Raw genomic sequence first — 20,024 nt, 5'->3', positions numbered from 1 at the left:
AAAATTGAGTGAGGAATCATGCAAGATCGATTAATTACGGCAACTGAAAAGCCAGAAGACCATTTTGATCGTGCGATTCGTCCTACCAGTCTGGAAGACTATGTAGGGCAGCCAGTTGTGCGTGAACAAATGGAAATTTTTATTCATGCCGCGCGTACCCGTCAGGAAGCGCTGGACCATACCCTGATTTTTGGGCCGCCAGGACTGGGTAAAACGACGCTGGCCAATATTATTGCACGTGAAATGGGTGGCAATCTTAAATCCACCTCTGGCCCGGTGCTGGAGCGTGCCGGTGATCTGGCGGCGCTATTAACCAACCTTGAACATGGCGATGTATTGTTTATTGATGAAATTCATCGCCTGTCGCCTGTGATTGAGGAAATCCTGTATCCGGCCATGGAAGATTACCAGCTGGATATCATGATTGGTGAAGGCCCGGCGGCGCGTTCTATTAAGCTGGACTTGCCACCGTTTACACTGGTTGCTGCAACCACCCGTGCTGGTTTGCTGACTTCGCCCCTGCGTGACCGTTTTGGGATTGTGCAGCGACTGGAATTTTATTCGGTTGCTGACCTCACCCATATTGTGCATCGTTCGGCCAGCCTGATGGGCATTCCCATGACCCCGGAAGGCGCGCAGGAAATTGCCCGGCGCTCACGCGGTACGCCCCGTATTGCCAATCGCCTGCTACGTCGCGTGCGTGATTATGCAGAAGTTAAAGGCAATGGCGAAGTAACGCAGGATATTGCCCAGCGTGCACTTGACATGCTGAACGTGGACAAAAACGGACTGGATACGCTGGATCGGCGTTATTTGCAAATGCTGCTGGAACGTTTTAACGGCGGGCCTGCTGGTATTGAAGCACTGGCTGCTGCTATGGCAGAAGATAGTGGTACGCTAGAAGATGTAATTGAGCCATACCTGATTCAGCAGGGTTTTGCAATGCGTACCGCGCGTGGCCGTATTGCGACCAATCAGGCTTATTATCAGTTCGACATGGTTCCGCCTGAGCGAGGATAAGCGGAACACTGTTCCGCCCGAGCGCAAGAGAAAAATCTGTGATTTTTCTGGAGAGGATAGAGCAAAGCCACTTCGTTTCACTACGTCTTGCGGAACGTTGTTTCTCATTTGCCGCGGCGCAAGACGAGAGCTTTGCTCGAGTGCGAGGATAAGCCTTGTGAGGCAGTGCCTCTCATGTTTCACCCGAGCGCAAGAGATGAAGAACACTGTTCTGCAAGAATGATTTTTCTTGTGGGGAAATAGCAGCGGTTAAGAATTGCTGGCCTGAATGACAAGAACTAACCTTGTGATTCAGGCCTTTTGGTTAAATGGACGTGCTACAAAATAGCTTATTAATAAGATTCAAGTTTAGTCATAAAAATATCTGTGAAGTAGCTCACATTTAAGCCTGCTATATTCTTATTTTTTCTATTTCTCCCATACCAACCCAATAACACTTCTATTAGAATGTGTGCGCTTTGTTAACTTAAGTAAAGCAAAATTACAATTTGGGGTGAAAGATGAAAAAAATTGCATTAGCAAGCTTACTTGCAATCCTTGCTTCCGGGTGTACTACTCAAACTTATCTCATGGCAAATGGCGGTAACAGCACAGCGTCATACGACAAAATGCAGCCTTTCTTTGTTTCTGGCATTGGCCAAGAGCAGGAAGTAAACGCGGCTGAAGTCTGTGACGGTGCCGACAAGATTGCCAAAGTGCAAACACAACAGACTTTTTTAAATGGTCTGCTGGGTAACCTGACTTACGGTTTATTTACCCCACGTCAAATTCGTGTTTACTGCAAATAACTGGAGAATAAGTCAATGAAAAAAATTCTATTAGCGGTTTTCATGGGCAGTACTTTATTGGCCAGCGGTTGCGCCACCCAAACTGGTTTGATCAAGAAAAATTCACAAACTGTTCCCAAGCATTCTGAATCCCAATCGTTCCTGTTCTGGGGCATTGGTCAGGAAAAAACCCTAAATGCTGCACAAATCTGTGGTAGTGCAGATAAAGTAGCAAAAGTACAAACTGTACAGGAACCGATGGATATTATTCTGGGTGTAATTACCATTGGTATTTATGCACCGCGTACTGCCAATGTCTACTGCCAGTAATCGTTGTTAGTTATCCATCGCGTGTAAGTAAAATCAAAGGTTGTCATATCAAGGGCAGCCTTTGTTCATTTAACCTTAGTCAATTTAAAATTTCATTTGCTCGTGTATTTTAAGGGCTATGCACTTTGCCAATATCTTGCTTATTTAAGATAAATGTTTTTAGTCTTTTCTTTAATGAATTATTAACAAGTTAATCCTTGCTGGCTGCAAAATTCTTATAATATGTTAGCGACTTATATTCTGCTTTGACTGCATCCCATTTTTAAGCAGCGTAGATAATACCCCGTCGGCAAAACAAAGGAGCTTGTCTTGACCACATTCCGGTTTCCCATTCGGGTTTATATTGAAGATACGGATGCCGGTGGTATTGTGTATCATGCCAATCATATCCGTTACTTTGAGCGCGCTCGTACTGAATGGCTACGCGCCCAAGGGGTTCAGCATTACTGGGACCAGCATGATTATTCATTTGTAGTACATCAAATCAACGTGCAATACCATAAGCCCATTTTTATGGACAATTTACTCAATGTGACGGTTGATGTGAGTTCGTGTAAATCAGTATCATTTACCTTGCAGCAAAATATTTACCGTGATGAAATGCTGCTGGCTTCTGCAAGCGTTACACTGGCCTGTCTGGATGCCCAGTTAAAACCCAGAAGAATTCCAGAATTTATCCATGATCTGATTGTAAGATCAGTCCCTTAGCGTCATTATCCTTTTTATTTTTGTGAAATTACCATGCCAACCACTGCAACTCCAACATCACTTAACATTTCTGATTTGATCCTGCATGCCAGTCCGGTAGTTCAGATTGTCATGCTGATTTTATTTCTGGCATCCATTTATGGCTGGTTTTTAATTGCCAAACTGGAAATGGCATTTCGCAAAAGCAACCAGCAGGATAATAGCTTTGAAAAGATTTTCTGGTCAGGTGCAGACCTAAAAACCCTGTATAAAAATGCCCAGACTCATCCGCATCGTCAAGGCATTGAATCGGTTTTTTATGAAGGTTTTACCGAATTTTTAAAACTGAAAAAACGTCAGGCCAGCCGCGAAGACACCATTTCCGGTACAGAACGCATGCTGCGGGTGTCGCTGTCACGCGAACAAAATGTGCTGGAACATGGCGCTTCGACACTGGCCAGCATTGGCTCGGTTTCTCCATATGTTGGTCTGTTTGGTACGGTCTGGGGCATCATGAATGCCTTTATCGGTCTGGCACAGGTGGAACAGGTTACGCTGGCAACAGTAGCTCCCGGTATTGCTGAAGCCCTGATTGCCACAGCCATTGGCTTGTTTGCCGCAATTCCAGCGGTACTGGCTTATAACCGTTATAGTGCAAAATCAGAAGCGGTTTATCAGCAGCGTGCCCTGTTTGCCGAAGAAATGACTGCCCTGTTACAGCGTGAATCCCTTGATGGCACAGCCAGCCAAAGTACCAGCTCCCTGCGCGAGGACGCCTGATTATGGCAATGCAAGGCAGCCCGTTTGGCCGGATTAAAAAGCCCTTAAAAAGTGACATGAATGTAGTACCTTACATTGATGTCATGCTGGTATTGCTGGTTATTTTCATGGTGACTGCACCCATGATTACCTCTGGCATCACTGTTGATTTACCGCAGGCTAAAAACAGTACATTTGAGTCTAAAACTCCACCTGCAATTGTTAGTATTAAGGCAGATGGTGAGTATTTACTTGAGCTTGGCAACAGCAATGATGAAGCCATGACATTAGATGAACTAAAAACCCGTCTGGCCGAAGCCCAAAGTGAGGCGGAACAAAAACAGCAAAAATTGATGATACTGGTCAATGGCGATAAAAATGTTGCTTATGGCAAAGTGGTTGGGTTGATGTCTACCCTGCAAGAAGCTGGTTTGAGTCAGGTTGGCTTGCTGACCGACCAGCCAAAATCCTGAGGTTGGCAAATAAGGTATGTCCATGAAACGGCCTGTGCCATCCTCTTTTAAACAAAATCGCCTACCGCTGGCCATTACCCTGATCTTGCACGCCAGCCTGCTGGGTGGTTTACTTTTTTTTGGAAAAAGTGATCCTTTAATTCCGCCCAAGCCTTTACAGGCTATTCTGATAACTCCTGAACAATTACAGCAAATGCAGGATAGTGCTGCTTCTGCTACCCCACTGCCATCAAATGAAGCGCCAGCAACTGAACCTGTCGCAGAACCCGTAGAAGATCCTATTGCTGAGCCTGTGGCCGAGCCTGAACCGACTGTGGAACCAGAGCCTACCGTAGAACCAGAGCCCGCTACCCTAACGGCAGAGCAATTGGCTGCCTTAAAAGCTGCTGAACTCAAAGCCGTTGCTGACCAGAAAAAACAGCAACAGGAAGCGCAACAAAAAGCACGTGCTGAAGCTCAGAAAAAAGAAGCTGAGCAAAAAGCAGCAAAACAAAAAGAAGCCGAACAAAAAGAAATGCAAGAGAAAGCGGCTGAAGCGAAAAAGCAAAAGCAGGAATTGGCTGCACAAAAAGCAGCTGAAGCTAAACAACAGCAGGCTAAAGCTGAGGCTGAACGCAAGGCTGAGCAAGCCAAGGCAGACACACAAGCAAAGCGTCAGGCCGAACTGGAAGCCAAACGCAAAGCTGCTCAAGATGCAAAACTCAAGGCAGCTGAAGAAAAGGCTGATATAAAACGTAAAGCCGAAGAAGAAGCCAAGACGAAAGCTGCCGAAGACGCCAAACGTAAACAGCAGGATGCCAAGCAGCAGGAAAAGCAAAAAGCTACTGAGGCAAAAAAACGTCAGGTTGAAGAAGCCAAACGTCAGGCCGAGGCTGAGCAAAAGCGCAAAGCTGAACAGGACACTAAAGTAAAAGCCGCTGAAGATGCCAAGCGTAAAACTGAAGCTGATCGCAAAGCCAAGGCAGATGCTGAAAAAGCGAAGGCAGACGCTGAGAAAAAACGGGCACAAGATGCACAGGCTAAAGCAAATGCTGAGGCGAAACGTAAAGCAGACGCGGATGCCGAGGCAAAGGCCAAAGCCAACAGTGACGCTAAAAAGAAAGCCGCAAATGATGCTAGGGCCAAGGCAGATGCCGACGCCAAGCGAAAAGCAGCAGATGCAAAAGCCAAGGCAGACAGTGAAGCAAAAGCAAAAGCTACTGAAGATGCCAAACGCAAAGCAGATGAAGCCAGAGCAAAAGCGGCCGAAGATGCCAAACGTAAAGCAGAAGATGATGCACGCGAAAAAGCTGAGAGTGAGGCAAGAGCTAAAGCCGATGCCAAGGCAGAAGCTAAAAAAGTAGCTGCTGTTTCAACTGCAGGTTTCCAGAACAGAATGAAAAGTGCATGGCGCAAACCAGCAGGCTGTGATGGCAACTCGGCAAAGGCGCGAATTAGCCTAACCGCTAGTGGTCAGATCGCATCCGTGGTCATTACTAAATCAAGTGGCAATGATGACTGTGATGCCAGCATCCGTGCTGCCATTGAACAAGCTGCACCCTATGACATGCCGGATGATCCGGAAGCTCGAAAATTGGCGCAGCGGCTTGAACCCACGTTTAAATAATGGAAAAAAGTTGCTATGGTAGCCCAGTCAAAAAACAGTTACGAATATCCAAGGAGTTGCTAAATCATGCTTAAATCACGCTTGCTTACTGCCTGCATCGTTGCCAGCAGTGCATTTTTGCCTGCTTTAACAACTCAAATTGCCCATGCTGCGCTTACCTTTGAAGTTGCCAAAGCCTTCGAAGAAGCGCCACAAATTGCAGTAGTCCCCTTTGCTTCTGACAATCTGGTGTATTCCATCGTGCAAAGCGACTTGCAGCGCTCAGGCAAATTTAATAGCGCCTCAACCAATTTGCCAGAACGCCCCACCAGCAGTGCCGAAATTAATGTAGGCACATGGCAAAGCAGCGGTATCCCTTATGTGGTGGTTGGTAAAGTTACCCCATCAGGGGATGGCCTGCAAATCCAGTATGAATTGTTTGACGTCAAGAAAAATACCCGCCTGCTGGGCGAAGTGCTGCAAGTTCCTGCTAGCCGTCAGCGTGAAGCAGGTCATTTGATTGCTGATAAAATCTATCAGGCTTTAACTGGTATTCAGGGTGATTTTTCTGGCCAAATTGCCTACGTGTTGCGTAACCGTGAAGCGGGCAAGCTAATGTATACGCTGCAAATTGCCGATACTGATGGCCAGCAACCCAAAACTATTCTGGAATCGCCGGAGCCGATTTTATCACCTACCTGGACACCGGACGCACGTAAACTGGCTTATGTTTCCTTTGAAACCAAACGCCCTGCGATTTATCTACAGGATCTGGCCACAGGTCAACGTGAGGTTCTGGCCCAGTTCAAAGGTTTAAATGGCGCGCCCAGTATTTCCCCAGATGGCCAAAGAATGCTATTTACGGGTTCTATGGATGGCAATCCTGAAGTTTATGAAATGAATATTGCCACCAAGCGCATTACCCGCCTGACCCGCGATACTGCCATTGACACCGAAGCACGTTATAGTCCTGATGGCAAATCGTTTGTCTTTACCTCGGACCGCGGCGGCACGCCACAAATTTATCGCTACAATCTTGATGATGGCAGTACCCGTCGCCTAACCTTTAGCGGGCCATTTAATGCACGAGGCACCTTAAGCAGTGATGGCCGCAGCCTCGCCCTAGTACACCGTAAAGCAGGTAGCCAATATCAGGTTGCTGTACAGGATCTGGCCTCTGGGGTGATTAGTATCTTGACCCCTACACCGCTGGATGAATCACCAAGCTTTTCGCCGAATGGACAAATGGTGGTTTATGCTACCCGTGAAGGCAGTCGTGGCATGTTATCCATTATGTCAGTCGATGGCCGCTTTAGAATGCGTTTGCCAAGTGAGCAAGGTGAAGTGCGGGAACCCGCCTGGGCACCACGTCGCTAAAGACGATAGGTTACTAGAATTACGCTTGCTTAAACTCACCTTAAATTAAGCTTCTCTACAACACTTTGATTCTTTTTTAAAAAATGTAAAAAATCATTGAAATGTTTTAGAGACGCGTTAAGGTAGACCCTGACACAAAATTTGAACTGGAGACACCATGTACCAATCCTCATTAAAAACCATGCATCTATTAATGATTCCGGGCCTTGCCATTGCACTGGCCATGACAGGTTGTGCCAGCCGTAAACCAGCCACTACTACCAATACCACAGCTACTGCAGGTAATGGCACTACAGGTACTGGTACTGGTGCCTCCAGTACTGGCCTTGGCAATAATGGCGATCTCAACAGCAGTGGCATGAATGGCGCCAATGGCCCAATGGATGCAGTTCGTCAGGCACTGGCTGCGCGTGTGGTGCATTTTGATTACGACAGCAGTGATTTATCACAGACCGATCTGGCAACCCTAAACGCTCATGCCCGTTATCTGTCACAAAATAATGGTGCCCGCGTTACCCTGACTGGCCATACCGATGAGCGTGGAACCCGTGAATACAACATGGCACTGGGCGAGCGTCGCGCCAAATCAGTACAAGCTTTTTTAGTCACCAATGGCGCGCGTAATGAGCAGATTGAAACTGTGAGCTATGGCAAGGAACAACCGGTTAATGAAGGCCATAACGATGCGGCCTGGGCAGAAAATCGCCGGGTTGAAATTAATTACAGCGCAGGTGCCCCTAACTAACTTATAATAGCCCCGCTTTAAAGCTGGCTGGATTCACAACAGGTTGCAAAGGCAGCCTGTTTTTATTGAGCCACCTGTTTTTTACAGAGATACCCTACCCGTTTTTTACAAAAGTCGTGTGTCCTATCCTGTATTTAATTTTAGAAAAACTGTCTTGGAACCGCTTGAGGAGCAATCGATGTCTAATATCACCTTGAATCAGTATTTACTGGATCGACAGCAACGTTTAGCACATCTGACTCCTGACCTAACCCAGTTGATCGTACAGGTTTCAATTGCCTGTAAAGCCATCAGTGCAGCACTGCATAAAGGCGCACTGGCCAATATGTTGGGCAGTGCAGGCAGTGACAATGTACAGGGCGAAGTTCAAAAGAAGCTGGACGTGGTATCCAATGTGTTGTTAATGGATACTGTACTAAGTGGTGGTAAAGTAGCCGCGCTAGCCTCAGAAGAAATGGACGAAATGATTGCTGGCAATGACGATGCCAAATATTTGCTATTGTTTGATCCACTGGATGGTTCCAGCAATATTGACATTAACATGAGCGTAGGCACTATTTTTTCTATTTTGCAGCAAGATCATGCAGGTGCCGCGCGTTTTGAAGATTTTATGCAGGAAGGCCGCAAGCAGGTTGCTGCTGGCTATGTGCTTTATGGCCCTTCCACCATGCTGGTGTTAACACTGGGTGATGGCGTTGATGTATTTACACTGGATCGTGATGTTGGCGAATTTATCCTGACAGCCGAACGTCTCAGCATTCCAGAAGACACGCAGGAATTTGCAATTAATAGCTCCAATACCCGTCACTGGGAAGCGCCTGTTAAACGCTACATTGACGAGTGTATTGCCGGTAAAACCGGTGTGCGTGGCAAGGATTTCAATATGCGCTGGGTCGCTTGCATGGTAGGTGACATTCATCGCATCCTCACGCGTGGTGGCATCTTCATGTACCCTTATGATCTGAAAGACCCAAGCAAAGCTGGACGCTTACGCCTAATGTATGAAGCTAATCCAATGGGTATGCTGATTGAACAGGCTGGCGGTGCAGCCAGTACTGGTCGCCAGCCGATTCTGGATGTTAAGCCGAATGACCTGCACCAGCGTATTCCGGTTATTCTGGGTTCCAAAAATGAAGTAGAACGTCTGGTTTCCTATCATCAGGATACTGCTTCAGTTTAATACGCAGCTTATAACTTTATGGACGCTGGCTCACTGCTAAAACTTGTGAATGCAGGGCCAGCGTTTAATATTTTGGATTTTGTTCGATATTAGCTCACCCTTAATCCGGATTATTTTAAAATTAGACGATTTGCCCATGACTTTATCTTTTATTGATATTCACGCTAAAGACAACAATAAGGTTAAACACTTGCGTGGTTTATGCGAGCAGGCTAACTATCGCAAGAAACAACAACAAACCGTTCTGGAAGGCGTGCATTTAATCGAGGCCTATCTTAAAACCGGAAAACCGGTAAATGCATTTTATCTCACGCGTCAGGCACTGGAAAACATGGAAGTCCAGCAACTACTGGATCAGCTTAGCGGCTTACCTGTTTATGTCCTTACTGACAGCCTTTATCAGGATATACGTACGCTTGGACCGGGTATTGATATCATGGCAGTCATTGATACCCCCTCTTCTCCTGCTGAGATTAACCAGAATAGCGACATGCTGGTTCTGGAAAACCTACAAGACCCTGGTAACGTAGGCACTTTATTGCGGACTGCAGCAGCTGCAGGAATCAAACAAATTATTTGCAGTACAGGCACAGCTGCTATCTGGTCACCACGGGTATTGCGTGCTGGCATGGGTGCGCAATTTAGCCTGAGTATTTTCGAGCATGTGGCTTTAAAAACACTGATACCCACACTTTCCCTGCCTGTATATGCCACCAGTTCACATGCCCAGCAATCCCTATATCAGCTTGACCTCAAGCAGCCATGTATCTGGTTAATGGGTAATGAAGGCCAAGGCATTAGCGAAAATTTGTTGCAACACGCTCAGGGAATTGCCATTCCACAACCCGGTGGTCAGGAATCGTTAAATGTTGCCATTGCAGGCGCGATATGCCTGTTTGAAATGGTACGTCAACGACTGACCTAGCCACAAGCATACTTACAGATGTCTTTAGACATTCACCTCCATTTTGTTTAAACTTTTTTGAGTCAAAATTTTTAAATTTAACTTGGTTTGATGTCAACGCACTATCGCGCTTGGACGTTATAGATACATAGAATTGTATTTATATTCCGGCAAACGATGGAGCACATATGGTGACGGGATACTCCATACTCATGGATTCTTTTCCAAAGTCCGATGTACATGCCTCTACTGTTGACTCGACTGAGAGTATTGAGCAGCGTTTAAGTGTATTCATTAAGCAGGTTAGTGGTCGTGCGCTGATCATGATGGAATCTGCGACTGGTCACCATGATGTTGCCCGTGATCTGGTTCAGGAAAGTTTTATCGCGCTACATCAGCACTATGCCAAACGCCCGGCTTCAGAATGGACACCGCTGTTTTATACCATTTTAAATAACCGCTTAATGGATTGGCGTAGACAGGAAACCCGCAAACAAAAGCGGTTTGCATGGCTAAGACCCAGTGTTATAGAGGATGACCAGGAACTGGATTCCAGTTTACTGATTGAAGATGAGCAGAATATTAACCCGGCAGAATTTCTCAATCAGGAATTTACCTTACAGGAAATTCAAAAAGCAATTTCACGTCTTCCCTTGCGCCAGCAGCAGGCTTTTTTGTTACGGGCCTGGGAAAATATGGACACCAAGACCACGGCAAATATCATGGATTGTAGCGAAGGTAGTGTAAAAACCCATTATTACCGCGCAATACAAACCTTGCGCCTTCATCTTTCACAATTCAATCCCGAATAACCATGAGGACATAATGATGACTCCCCATGATCCATTTATTCATAAAATTGTCCAAACACTGGAAAAGCAGGCCCGTCACCATCCTGAAACCAATCAGGTGCTAGAGCATGTCATGGGCACTATACAGCGGCGTCCGGTGGCAAAGCGACACATCTGGGCCATGAGTGGTTTTGCCCTGGCGGCTGCTATTACAGGAATTAGCCTTGCGCCTACCTTGTTATCGCATCAACCCAATGTTGAACCACAAACTGTGAGTACTGCCAAACTTTCACCACAAATGATTGAAGATTTGGAAATGCTCAGTCTGCTGGGTACGGAAACCAAAAAATATGGCAGCTAAATTCACTCCTATTGTTTTGGCAGTGCTGGTTCTGGATTTTTCCCTAGCGTCTGCAATGGCCGCTAGCCCAGTAAAAAAACCAGATGCACTGGTTAACAGCTCAATGCCAGCGAGTTGGCAAAAACTTACTCCTGAAGAACGTGCTGAATTGTTAAAATCCTATCAGGCCTTACGGCAACTGGATGACAAGGATCGGCAGGATTTGCAGCAGCGTATGGAATGGTTTAGCCAGCTACCTAAAGATCAGCAGCAACGGATGCGCGAAGTCTGGCAAAACATGAGCGATAGTGAACGCGAACACTGGAAAGCCCAGCTTAAAACAGCTTCATCCCCTGAGCAGCGTGAAGAATTACGTGAAAAAATCATGCAAAAATATGATTAATCATTTATGAAAGTATAAAGAACAAAAAGCCCATCAATCTGATGGGCTTTTATTTTAGACAAACTTTATTAACTTATCTTGCGACGTATCCATATCAGGCTGGCCAGTCCTAATAAACCAAATACTCCAATGGCTCCACCGCCACCACTTCCTCGGGTATCATCTGAGGTCGTTGCGGTATTAATAATTTTTACAGTTGCCTCTTTGGATTCAGCTTTATCCTGATCAAGTACTTTATAGGTGAATGAATCATTGAATGTAGAGAAGGTACTGTTTGGTGTATAGGTAATTTTTCCACCATAACATGTTTCTTCAGGACGGGTGTTTGAATTGTCTGGACAAGGCTGTTCATATTCAAAGTTTAATTTGCCTAAAGTTGGTTTAGTCACCAGTTTAATATTGGCATAACTTTTATTTATAGGATCCTGATAAAAGCTAGGATAGCCCTTCGGATAACCTGCCATATCGGCAGTGCCATCACCTTCATCCGAGTCATTTTTAAGAATATCTAACTTAATAGGCTGACTAGAACCATACACCAGTTTATATTCATCATCTTCGGCAATAGGCGCGATATTGACAATGCGCGCTTGCACATAACCTTCAGATTTGATCACAGGATTAATCTTAGAGGTAATTGTATATTTGCAATATTCATATTCTCCAGCGGGTGTAGTTGCAGCCAATAGTCCACTATTGTCTGTACGGCGAATTAATACCTGTTTTAAATCCTTATCCCAGCTACAGACAATATTACTATCTTTTGCTTTAATATTAATATCTTTAGAATCCTTTGACTCAATAAACTGATCAGAGCCTCGACCAACTACAGTAACAGTAATATTATAGTTTTTGTCAAAGTCATCACCAAATTTTTTAATCTCAGTATTTAGACCATTAGAAGTAGAAATAAACTGCTCATCCTCGGTACTGCTATCAAGCACGTTAGCATAGGCCTGACGATAGGCACGACTCTTTTTAAAAGCTTCGAGTTCTTTTTTCTCATTATTAATCAGTTTTTTATAACGATTTACCAGTTTGCTATCAAGCGTTTTGTCATTATAAATGTCTTCATAATACTCAATATTATCTTCGTATTGCGTAATTGGTGTAACTAATGAACTATTACTAATTCCCGGTAAATCCGCTGCAGTGAGTTTACTTACCTCAATAGCACCAACATCACAAATATTTACAGTAGTTGTAGCGGTGTTACCTGAAGAAGTATCAATTCTTTGCAATCCCCGTTGATCTGTCGGACTACAACTTCCTAAGCCCTGATCAATTAAGGTTTCACTGGCACTGGCAGTAATTAAAGGGATATAAGCAGGAAACAACCCCTGTTCGGACTCAAGCACTTGCATATCATTATCAAGGTACAATGGCGCCAGTACCCGTGATAAGGAATCAGGCATCAAATCTCTTAATGTTTCATTCGCTCCACTTGAATTTTCAGTTGTCTTATAAAGATGACCTGGTAAATCACATTCTCCAACATTATTACGTGCAGTACCCGGTTTGGTTAATGCATTATAAGTAGCTACAACCTGGCTGCTTTCCAATTTGGCAGCAGCTTTCGCTCCTAAGGCATAACTACAGCTTTTACCAGTATTGATACTATTATAAGCAATAACGCTACCAGCCAAGCTTAACTTACCGACATTGTCATAATACAATGTCGCTGTCCCACTATTTTCTACAATGGTATCGCTTATAAAGTCCAGAGTACTGCTTGGATGTAAGGGATAACTATTGCTATGCACATATTTTATAATATTGCTACTGGATTGATTTTTGGCAATAGTTGAAGCAGTAATCGTACTGACCACAGTGCCGCAATAATCAATAATACTTTGCGTATTACTAGAACCATTACCATATATACTGGTACGTTCAAGCTTAATTGAATGTTGTGTTAATGCAACATTATCAAGGCAGGACATGCCAATTACAGCACCCCGGTTTGCTGTATTACTATCAAATAAACTATCCTTTACAGATAAATTGGCGCTACTGCCTTCAAGGTAAATTGCACCACCCACATCAGTTGCACTGGAATTTGAAATACGTACACGACTTAAGTTAATAGTACCTCCAGCCCTGATAGCTCCACCGCGGCTACTTTTACCATTCTTTAAAATGACTTTATTTAAATCTAAAGCACTACGTGAAGTCGTGCTATCAAATAAGGTAAATGCTAAGCCATCAGCAGGTTGAATAGTAGTTTCCAGCTTACTCCGTGCAGGATATCGTGATACATCCTTAATATAGGGATCTTCTTTTTCAAAATTGGCCGCATCGCCGCCAGTTATAGCCATGTTAGAACCAATAACTAATGGTTTCTTTAAATTATAAGTACCAGCCTTTAACTGAAGTTGATCCGGCAGGTCTAATTGTCCTGCAATACAACCACCATAGGCACGGTTGGTTGTAGCAGCCTGAATGGCTTCACGCAATGAACAGGCATTGGCATTTTCACCATCCTCATCCTCAAAGGTGCTGACATATAGCGTTCGATCTGTAGCCGCTGTCACAGGTAATGCAGCCAGAACAACAAGTGCTAATAACGACTTGCGATACATTATTTTACTCCCTGTAAACGACGACGCATCCATATCAGGCTTAGTAGTCCTACCAAGCTTATAACCCCTGTACTGCCACCTGAAGTTTTAACTGATTTATTTTCGAAATTATTATCAGGTTCCTGTACTACTGTGCCCCGCAAAGTAATACTGCGGTCATTGACCCCTTCTGAAAAACGACTGGTCGTAGTCACGACTTTAATCGAGAAATCATCACTGCCATGAAAATTTTTAAACGACGTATATTTTAGTAAAGCATTTTCGTCCAGAATCAAACTGCCTTTTTTGGCCTCTTTTCCTTCTACAAATTGTAGGCAACCTGGTTGCCAATTGCTATTCACAGGTGGATTAGGCAAATCCTTAAACACATCATTACACTTATCTTTTGGCCAAAGCTGTCCATCACCCAGAAAATCCGTTAAGTCAATTTCAGCAATCTGATCATATTTAATATCCTGACCAATTTTACCTTGATCTTCAATAAGTAGCTCTATGGCACCAACATCACAAAGTACGGTGGTTTCACGAGTTCTACCACGTTGATCTGTACTTTCACAGGTAACAGTTTCCTTAGTAGCATTCTTATTACCAATGAGCTTACTTCCCCGATTAACAATCGGAGAATCCAGAATAGAACTATATTGAGTGAGTAAGCGAGGCTTAAAAAAGCCATTAAAAATTTCTTTTTCGGTAGCAAATGGACATAACAAACCTACAGCAGGCGGCTGGTCACATTTTCCTTCAAGCTTACCGTTAATTCCACTATTGGCAATTAGCTGGATAGGGGTCGTTAGATTATTCAGGTTGGTATTGCGGTTACCTACCTCTCCCTCTCCACAGCCATTGTTATAAACAAGATTATTTGTTACAGCCTTATTTCCTGAAGCAATAATGCAGTCGTTTCCATTACCAGCCACAATACTATTGGACAGGTTTGCCGAGCCAGTTGCCGAGTTTAAATAAATGCCAGCCGTATTTTTAATAATAGTGCTGCTATTGATGACCATGCCATCAAGCAAATTGGCTACACGCCCTTTATTGTCAAAAAATGTAGAGCTGCGAATATTCCCGGTACGCGCTGTGGATGATGTTCCATTGGTTGTCGTGGCATCACCAGCCCGGTTTACAAATATAATCGTTCCAGGATTTTCTTCCTGAGTACCTGTAGCTTTATTATTACGGAATACTGAACCTACTATTTCATAACGTGGCTGAACGCTATAAATTGCTGCGCCTTGAACTGCTTGATTGTCTTCAAATAGAACATTCGTTAAGGTTAAAAGACCTGCTGCTAGGCTCGCATTTGTACCTGTTCCAATTCCTTCATTATAAATAGCACCACCATTGGTATCTGCTATCCCATTTTTTAATCGCGAAAAGCTAAGACTCAGGTTTTCACGGTTAAAGATCAGTCCACCAATAGGTGCACAAGTAGCAGAGGCATCATCTGCTCCGCATCCCACTAGATCAACCTGACTAATAAGAACACCAATATTAGCAATACTTGTACTTTTATCATCAATATTAAAGAGTCGATGGGCACCTTTTGCCTTAATGATCGCGTTATTTTCACCACTATATTTAGTGCTATCGCCTGCCTCATCCAGTACATTAATGCTTAAGGGTTTTGTGATAGCAACTTCTTTATTGAGAATATAGGTTTTGCCGGTTTCAAGCACAATTGAAGAGCTGGCATCTTTACCACTACAGCCGCCAAAGCCTGCTTCTGGAATTTTACCATTCGCGTCTGTACGATTGATAAGTTCAATGGCTTCACGCAATGAACACATGCTATTGGGAGTTTTTTCATCAAACTCATCTTCTGTGGTGTTTACCACAATGTTTGCACTGTAAGCATGACTAGCCATGCACAGAAGACCCAGGCCAATTGTGCGCTTGAGCATAAACGCGACTCCTTCTCGAGCGTTATTATTTTTACAGCCATGTGAACACTAAGTAATCAGTGTATCTCCTTGGCGGTACGATACTTTGGCACACCAGCGGCGAACAGACAAGCTTTTTATTAATGTCCCTTTTAGTTTCAGACGGTTTTATTGTACTCATCAATTAAGGCATAAATTTGCCTGCGGGTGCTATTGGCAAGCTTGCGACGATCACCATGTAGCAGCGCATCCAGTTGCTCAATTGTTTTTAGCAATACAGCGGATTTATGTGGCCCATGATGAATTAAATAATCAATAATTTGCCCATCAAAAATCAGGCCTCGACGTTTTAATACGGCTTCAACCAGTGCCTTGCGGTCTGCAACATTGCTGCCGTCAGGTACTTTAAGACTAACAGCTTGTGTCAGACGTGACTGTAAATCAGGCAATTCAAACCTGAGTTCGGTAGGTGCCAAGCGTGATGAAAAGATAAGCTGACCACCCCCTTCTCCACTGGAATTGATCAAATGAAAAATGGCACGCTGCCAGTGAATCACACCGCTAATGGTTTCAATGTCATCCAGCGCAACGAGGTCATAATTTTCCAGTGAGGTAATGGCATCAATGGGTGCATCCAGTAAATCCAGCAGGGATACCTTGATGGCACTACGCTGCATATCCAGATAGGACTCACAAATGGCAGTAAGTACATGGGACTTCCCAGTCCCCGCTTCGCCATATAAATAAAATCGATTAAGTAGACCTAAATGCATTTGCCGGGCGGTATCGATGACTGGCTTCCAGCCCGGCCCTTCAAAATCACTGATCTGGGCATCAAGATGAGGTTCGATATTTAAACTGATTTGCCGCATTATGAACCGTTATTTCCATGCTTTGATGAATGGTTTAATGGGGAGTTTGAATAATTGGCTGGATGCTCTAATACGGGGCTATGCAAACCCAGTTCGGGTGCATCATCCTGCAATGTCAGGTGAGTTTCCACGTCTTGCTCAGTGATACTGGTTTCAGACAGTTCACTGCTGCTGGCTGGAACCTTTACACTGGCAGGCTGGCGATACCCCATATAAAATACGCTTCTTTCATAAGTATGGTAAGCATGTCGTAATAACACCACCAAAACAGCTGCCACTGGCAACGCTACCAGCATGCCCACGAAACCGTAAAGCTGGGCACCTGCCAAAACGGCAAAGACCACTGCAACAGGCGACAGGCCAATTTTATCACCCAGCAAGAATGGCTGTAACACATAGCCTTCAATTGCCTGGCCAATCATGAATACCACCAGTACCAGTAATAGCTGAACCCAATCCAGTCCATACTGTAATAATGAAGCCGCAAAAGCAGCAATAATACCGATAGCAAAACCCAGATAAGGAATAATACTACACAGGCCTGCAACCAGACCAATGATCAGGCCAACTTCAACGCCAATTAACTGAAGGCCCACAGCATAAACGATACCCAGCAATAGCATCACCAGCAACTGGCCTTTAACAAAGGCTCCCAGTACCGCATGGCATTCACGCGTGATTTGTACCACGGTTGGCTCATAGTGACGCGGAATTAGCAATTGCAGCCGACGGATCATGCTGTTCCAGTCCAGCAGGAAATAAAAAGCAATAATTGGAATCAGTACCAGCAAGCCGCCGACATGAATAATGTTGAGACCGGATTGGGCAATACGGTAAACCATTTGCTGCACGCTATTGGCGCTGTAATTGGTTTGCACATACTCCATAATGGCTGCCGACAGCTCATCGGTATTGATGCGTTCCAGATCAAGATTAAAGTTGTTTTCCAGCCATGGCAGGGCATTATTGTTCACCCAGTTAATGGCAGCAGGAATATTGTCCAGTGCATAGCGTAACTGCTGCCACAGCATAGGCGCCAGATACCATGTCCCAATCCCTACCCCAACAATAATACCAAGAAAAACAATGCTAATCGTTAACCAGCGCGGCATGTTGTATTTGGCCATACGCGCGACCAGTGGATTAATCAGATAGGCCAGAAAGAATGCCGCAATAAAGGGGGCAATAACTGGCATTAACAGGTAAATCACCCAGCCACCCAGCACCAGTGCGGTGAGTATAAATATTCTTTTTAATACGGGGTCTTGCATTTTTGAATTACCCTCTGGCAGTGCCAGGAAACAGGCCTGTTTTGCAATATTTTGCCTTTGATTTGCCAAACATAAGCATTTTATCTGAGAAATACCATAGTCGTTTCGTTTATTCGCGCTATAATCTGCCCCCTACGCGGAGACTTAATCTTATGACCATATCATCTTCACCCCAAACCACCAGTTTAAGCTACAAAGATGCTGGCGTCGACATCGAAGCTGGAGATCATCTGGTTGACCGGATTAAGTCCGTCGCCAAACGTACCATGCGCCCTGAAGTCATGGGTGGTCTTGGTGGTTTTGGCGCGCTATGCAAAATTCCTAAAGGCTATGACGAGCCTGTGCTGGTGTCTGGCACTGATGGTGTAGGCACTAAGTTAAAACTGGCTTTGGCCCTGAACAAGCACGACACCATTGGTATTGATCTGGTGGCAATGTGCGTGAATGACCTGCTGGTGTGTGGTGCTGAACCGTTATTCTTTCTGGATTACTATGCTACGGGCCACCTGAATGTGGATGTTGCAGCGGATGTCGTTACTGGTATTGGTGAAGGCTGTGTACAGGCTGGCTGTGCGCTGGTTGGCGGTGAAACCGCTGAAATGCCCGGCATGTATGAAGGCGAAGACTATGATCTGGCTGGTTTCTGTGTAGGCGTGGTTGAACATGCAAAAATTATTGATGGCAGCAAGGTACAGGCTGGCGATGTGCTGATTGGGGTGGCCTCCAGCGGCGCACACTCAAATGGTTACTCCTTAATCCGTAAAATTATTGATGTTAAAAATATTGCGCTGGATCAGGACATTGATGGCAAAAAGCTGAGTGACGTTGTCATGATGCCAACAAAAATTTACGTCAAGTCTATTTTAGAACTGGCCAAACAGGTTGATATTCATGCAATGGCTCACATTACCGGTGGCGGTTTGCCCGGTAACCTGCCGCGTGTTCTGCCAAATGGTACGCGTGCCCGCATTGATACTGCGTCATGGCAGTGGCCTGCCCTGTTCAAGTTCCTGCAACTGCAAGGTAATGTCGATACCTATGAAATGTATCGTACTTTTAACTGTGGTGTCGGCATGGTCATTGCGGTAGGCAGCGAAGACAGCGAAAAAGCCTTGGCACAGTTGCAGGCTGCGGGTGAAACAGCATGGGTCATTGGAAAAATTGAGGCAGATGCACAGTCAACCACTGATGCAGACGACCAAGTGAGGGTAATTCTGGCGTGATTAGATTTGCAGTTTTAGCTTCTGGGAATGGAAGTAATCTTCAGGCAATGATTGATGCAGTCCAGCAGGGTCGCATTCAGGCAGAGTTGGTCGGGGTTATTTCCAATATACCGGATGCCTATGCCCTGCAACGCGCCAAAGATGCAGGTATTCGCGCCCTGGTAGTTGACCATCGCCAGTTTGCTGACCGCGATGCCTTTGAAGCCGAGATGATTGCCGTGCTGCTAAACTGGCAGGTGGATGTGATTGTACTGGCTGGTTTTATGCGGGTGCTGACTGCCAATTTTGTGAATCGCTTTAGTGGCCAGCTGATTAACATTCACCCGTCGCTGTTGCCTGCTTACAAAGGTTTAAATACGCATCAGCGGGTGTTAAATACCGGTGACCGTTTTCATGGCTGTACAGTGCATTTTGTGACGGCAGAGCTGGATTCAGGCGCGGTGATTGCCCAGTCTGTATTACAGGTTTGCCCGCAGGATAATGTGCAAAGCCTGAAAGCCAAAATCCATGTGCTGGAACATGAGCTGTATCCGCGCATTATGGGCTGGATTGCGGCTGGACGTGTGGCGCTGCTGGGTAATCAGGCCTATCTGGATGGGCAACCCCTGCTTGAACCCGTGCGGTTTATGCATGAACAGCTGATGCGCTGCGTAAAATAAGCCGCTTTTGCTGATTACACATGTGTTTCATGTCTGGTTTAATTTTTATCTTCAGTTTAAATAGATGGCTTAGATTTTTAATTTCAACGGTGTAAAGCACCGGCACAAGCCAAACCATGCCAGTTCTGATTAATGCAGGCTGGCATTTTTAGTTTTGGCTAATGGACTATTTT

General features: G+C 44.9%; 20 protein-coding genes. 16 read left to right on the top strand and 4 right to left on the bottom strand.

What is annotated here, in order from left to right:
- The first annotated feature begins 18 nt into the window (after positions 1–18).
- The 14 genes from ruvB to Q337_RS0100740 all read left to right on the top strand — a co-directional run bounded on the left by ruvB (position 19) and on the right by Q337_RS0100740 (position 11,361).
- Positions 19–1,020, top strand: a complete 1,002-nt coding sequence (ruvB, locus tag Q337_RS0100805; RefSeq protein WP_026469959.1) for a Holliday junction branch migration DNA helicase RuvB — start codon at positions 19–21, stop codon at positions 1,018–1,020.
- A 500-nt stretch (positions 1,021–1,520) separates the two neighbouring features.
- Entirely contained in the window at positions 1,521–1,808 is a 288-nt protein-coding gene (locus Q337_RS0100800) for a Bor family protein (protein ID WP_026469958.1), read from the top strand.
- A 15-nt stretch (positions 1,809–1,823) separates the two neighbouring features.
- Positions 1,824–2,117, top strand: a complete 294-nt coding sequence (locus Q337_RS0100795) for a Bor family protein (protein ID WP_026469957.1) — start codon at positions 1,824–1,826, stop codon at positions 2,115–2,117.
- A 309-nt stretch (positions 2,118–2,426) separates the two neighbouring features.
- Positions 2,427–2,825 (top strand): tol-pal system-associated acyl-CoA thioesterase, encoded by a 399-nt coding sequence (gene ybgC, locus Q337_RS0100790; protein ID WP_026469956.1) that lies wholly within the window; start codon positions 2,427–2,429, stop codon positions 2,823–2,825.
- 33 nt (positions 2,826–2,858) lie between these two features.
- Positions 2,859–3,584, top strand: a complete 726-nt coding sequence (gene tolQ / locus Q337_RS0100785; protein ID WP_026469955.1) for a protein TolQ — start codon at positions 2,859–2,861, stop codon at positions 3,582–3,584.
- A gap of 2 nt (positions 3,585–3,586) precedes the next feature.
- Positions 3,587–4,036 carry a protein TolR gene (tolR, locus tag Q337_RS0100780; RefSeq protein WP_026469954.1) on the top strand — a complete coding sequence of 150 codons (450 nt, stop codon included), beginning with the start codon at positions 3,587–3,589 and terminating at the stop codon, positions 4,034–4,036.
- 22 nt (positions 4,037–4,058) lie between these two features.
- Positions 4,059–5,642: a cell envelope integrity protein TolA gene (gene tolA, locus Q337_RS0100775; protein WP_026469953.1), complete on the top strand. Its 1,584-nt coding sequence runs from the start codon at positions 4,059–4,061 to the stop codon at positions 5,640–5,642.
- Positions 5,643–5,708: 66 nt separating this feature from the next.
- The gene (gene tolB, locus Q337_RS0100770; RefSeq protein ID WP_026469952.1) at positions 5,709–6,998 is read left to right on the top strand and encodes a Tol-Pal system beta propeller repeat protein TolB; all 1,290 of its coding nucleotides are present in this window, start codon (positions 5,709–5,711) and stop codon (positions 6,996–6,998) included.
- 157 nt (positions 6,999–7,155) lie between these two features.
- A complete protein-coding gene (gene pal / locus Q337_RS0100765) occupies positions 7,156–7,743 on the top strand; it encodes a peptidoglycan-associated lipoprotein Pal (RefSeq protein ID WP_026469951.1) in 588 nt (195 codons plus the stop codon).
- Positions 7,744–7,921: 178 nt separating this feature from the next.
- A complete protein-coding gene (locus Q337_RS0100760) occupies positions 7,922–8,923 on the top strand; it encodes a class 1 fructose-bisphosphatase (protein ID WP_026469950.1) in 1,002 nt (333 codons plus the stop codon).
- Between the two features lie 136 nt (positions 8,924–9,059).
- Positions 9,060–9,848, top strand: a complete 789-nt coding sequence (locus Q337_RS0100755) for a TrmH family RNA methyltransferase (RefSeq protein WP_034279292.1) — start codon at positions 9,060–9,062, stop codon at positions 9,846–9,848.
- 170 nt (positions 9,849–10,018) lie between these two features.
- Complete coding sequence (locus tag Q337_RS0100750) at positions 10,019–10,639, top strand: RNA polymerase sigma factor (protein ID WP_407636758.1); 621 nt, start codon at positions 10,019–10,021, stop codon at positions 10,637–10,639.
- Positions 10,640–10,652: 13 nt separating this feature from the next.
- Entirely contained in the window at positions 10,653–10,979 is a 327-nt protein-coding gene (locus Q337_RS0100745; RefSeq protein WP_156935665.1) for a hypothetical protein, read from the top strand.
- Positions 10,969–11,361 carry a DUF3106 domain-containing protein gene (locus Q337_RS0100740; RefSeq protein WP_026469946.1) on the top strand — a complete coding sequence of 131 codons (393 nt, stop codon included), beginning with the start codon at positions 10,969–10,971 and terminating at the stop codon, positions 11,359–11,361. Before Q337_RS0100745 ends, Q337_RS0100740 begins: the two co-directional genes overlap by 11 nt.
- A 68-nt stretch (positions 11,362–11,429) precedes the next feature.
- On the opposite strand, the gene Q337_RS0100735 is transcribed toward Q337_RS0100740, so the two are convergent.
- The 4 genes from Q337_RS0100735 to Q337_RS16280 all read right to left on the bottom strand — a co-directional run bounded on the left by Q337_RS0100735 (position 11,430) and on the right by Q337_RS16280 (position 17,969).
- Complete coding sequence (locus Q337_RS0100735; protein ID WP_026469945.1) at positions 11,430–13,943, bottom strand: CSLREA domain-containing protein; 2,514 nt, start codon at positions 13,941–13,943, stop codon at positions 11,430–11,432.
- The gene (gene rbtA / locus Q337_RS0100730) at positions 13,943–15,847 is read right to left on the bottom strand and encodes a rhombotarget A (RefSeq protein WP_026469944.1); all 1,905 of its coding nucleotides are present in this window, start codon (positions 15,845–15,847) and stop codon (positions 13,943–13,945) included. The genes Q337_RS0100735 and rbtA overlap by 1 nt, the downstream gene beginning before the upstream one ends.
- A 137-nt stretch (positions 15,848–15,984) precedes the next feature.
- A complete protein-coding gene (locus Q337_RS0100725; protein WP_026469943.1) occupies positions 15,985–16,698 on the bottom strand; it encodes a DnaA ATPase domain-containing protein in 714 nt (237 codons plus the stop codon).
- Complete coding sequence (locus tag Q337_RS16280; protein ID WP_084494769.1) at positions 16,698–17,969, bottom strand: AI-2E family transporter; 1,272 nt, start codon at positions 17,967–17,969, stop codon at positions 16,698–16,700. Before Q337_RS16280 ends, Q337_RS0100725 begins: the two co-directional genes overlap by 1 nt.
- Before the next feature lie 152 nt (positions 17,970–18,121).
- Between Q337_RS16280 and purM the strand changes: the two genes are divergently transcribed.
- Together purM and purN are read left to right on the top strand one after the other, a co-directional pair.
- Positions 18,122–19,192, top strand: coding sequence for a phosphoribosylformylglycinamidine cyclo-ligase (purM, locus tag Q337_RS0100715; RefSeq protein WP_026469942.1), 1,071 nt, complete (start codon positions 18,122–18,124; stop codon positions 19,190–19,192).
- A complete protein-coding gene (purN, locus tag Q337_RS0100710) occupies positions 19,192–19,851 on the top strand; it encodes a phosphoribosylglycinamide formyltransferase (RefSeq protein ID WP_026469941.1) in 660 nt (219 codons plus the stop codon). Before purM ends, purN begins: the two co-directional genes overlap by 1 nt.
- The last annotated feature ends 173 nt before the right edge of the window (positions 19,852–20,024 follow it).

Origin of the sequence: Alkanindiges illinoisensis DSM 15370, assembly GCF_000619845.1 — a bacterium.
GTDB classification, from domain to species: Bacteria; Pseudomonadota; Gammaproteobacteria; order Pseudomonadales; family Moraxellaceae; genus Alkanindiges; species Alkanindiges illinoisensis.
Note: the sequence above shows the minus strand (reverse complement) of the source record. Positions and strands in the feature narration are given on the sequence as shown.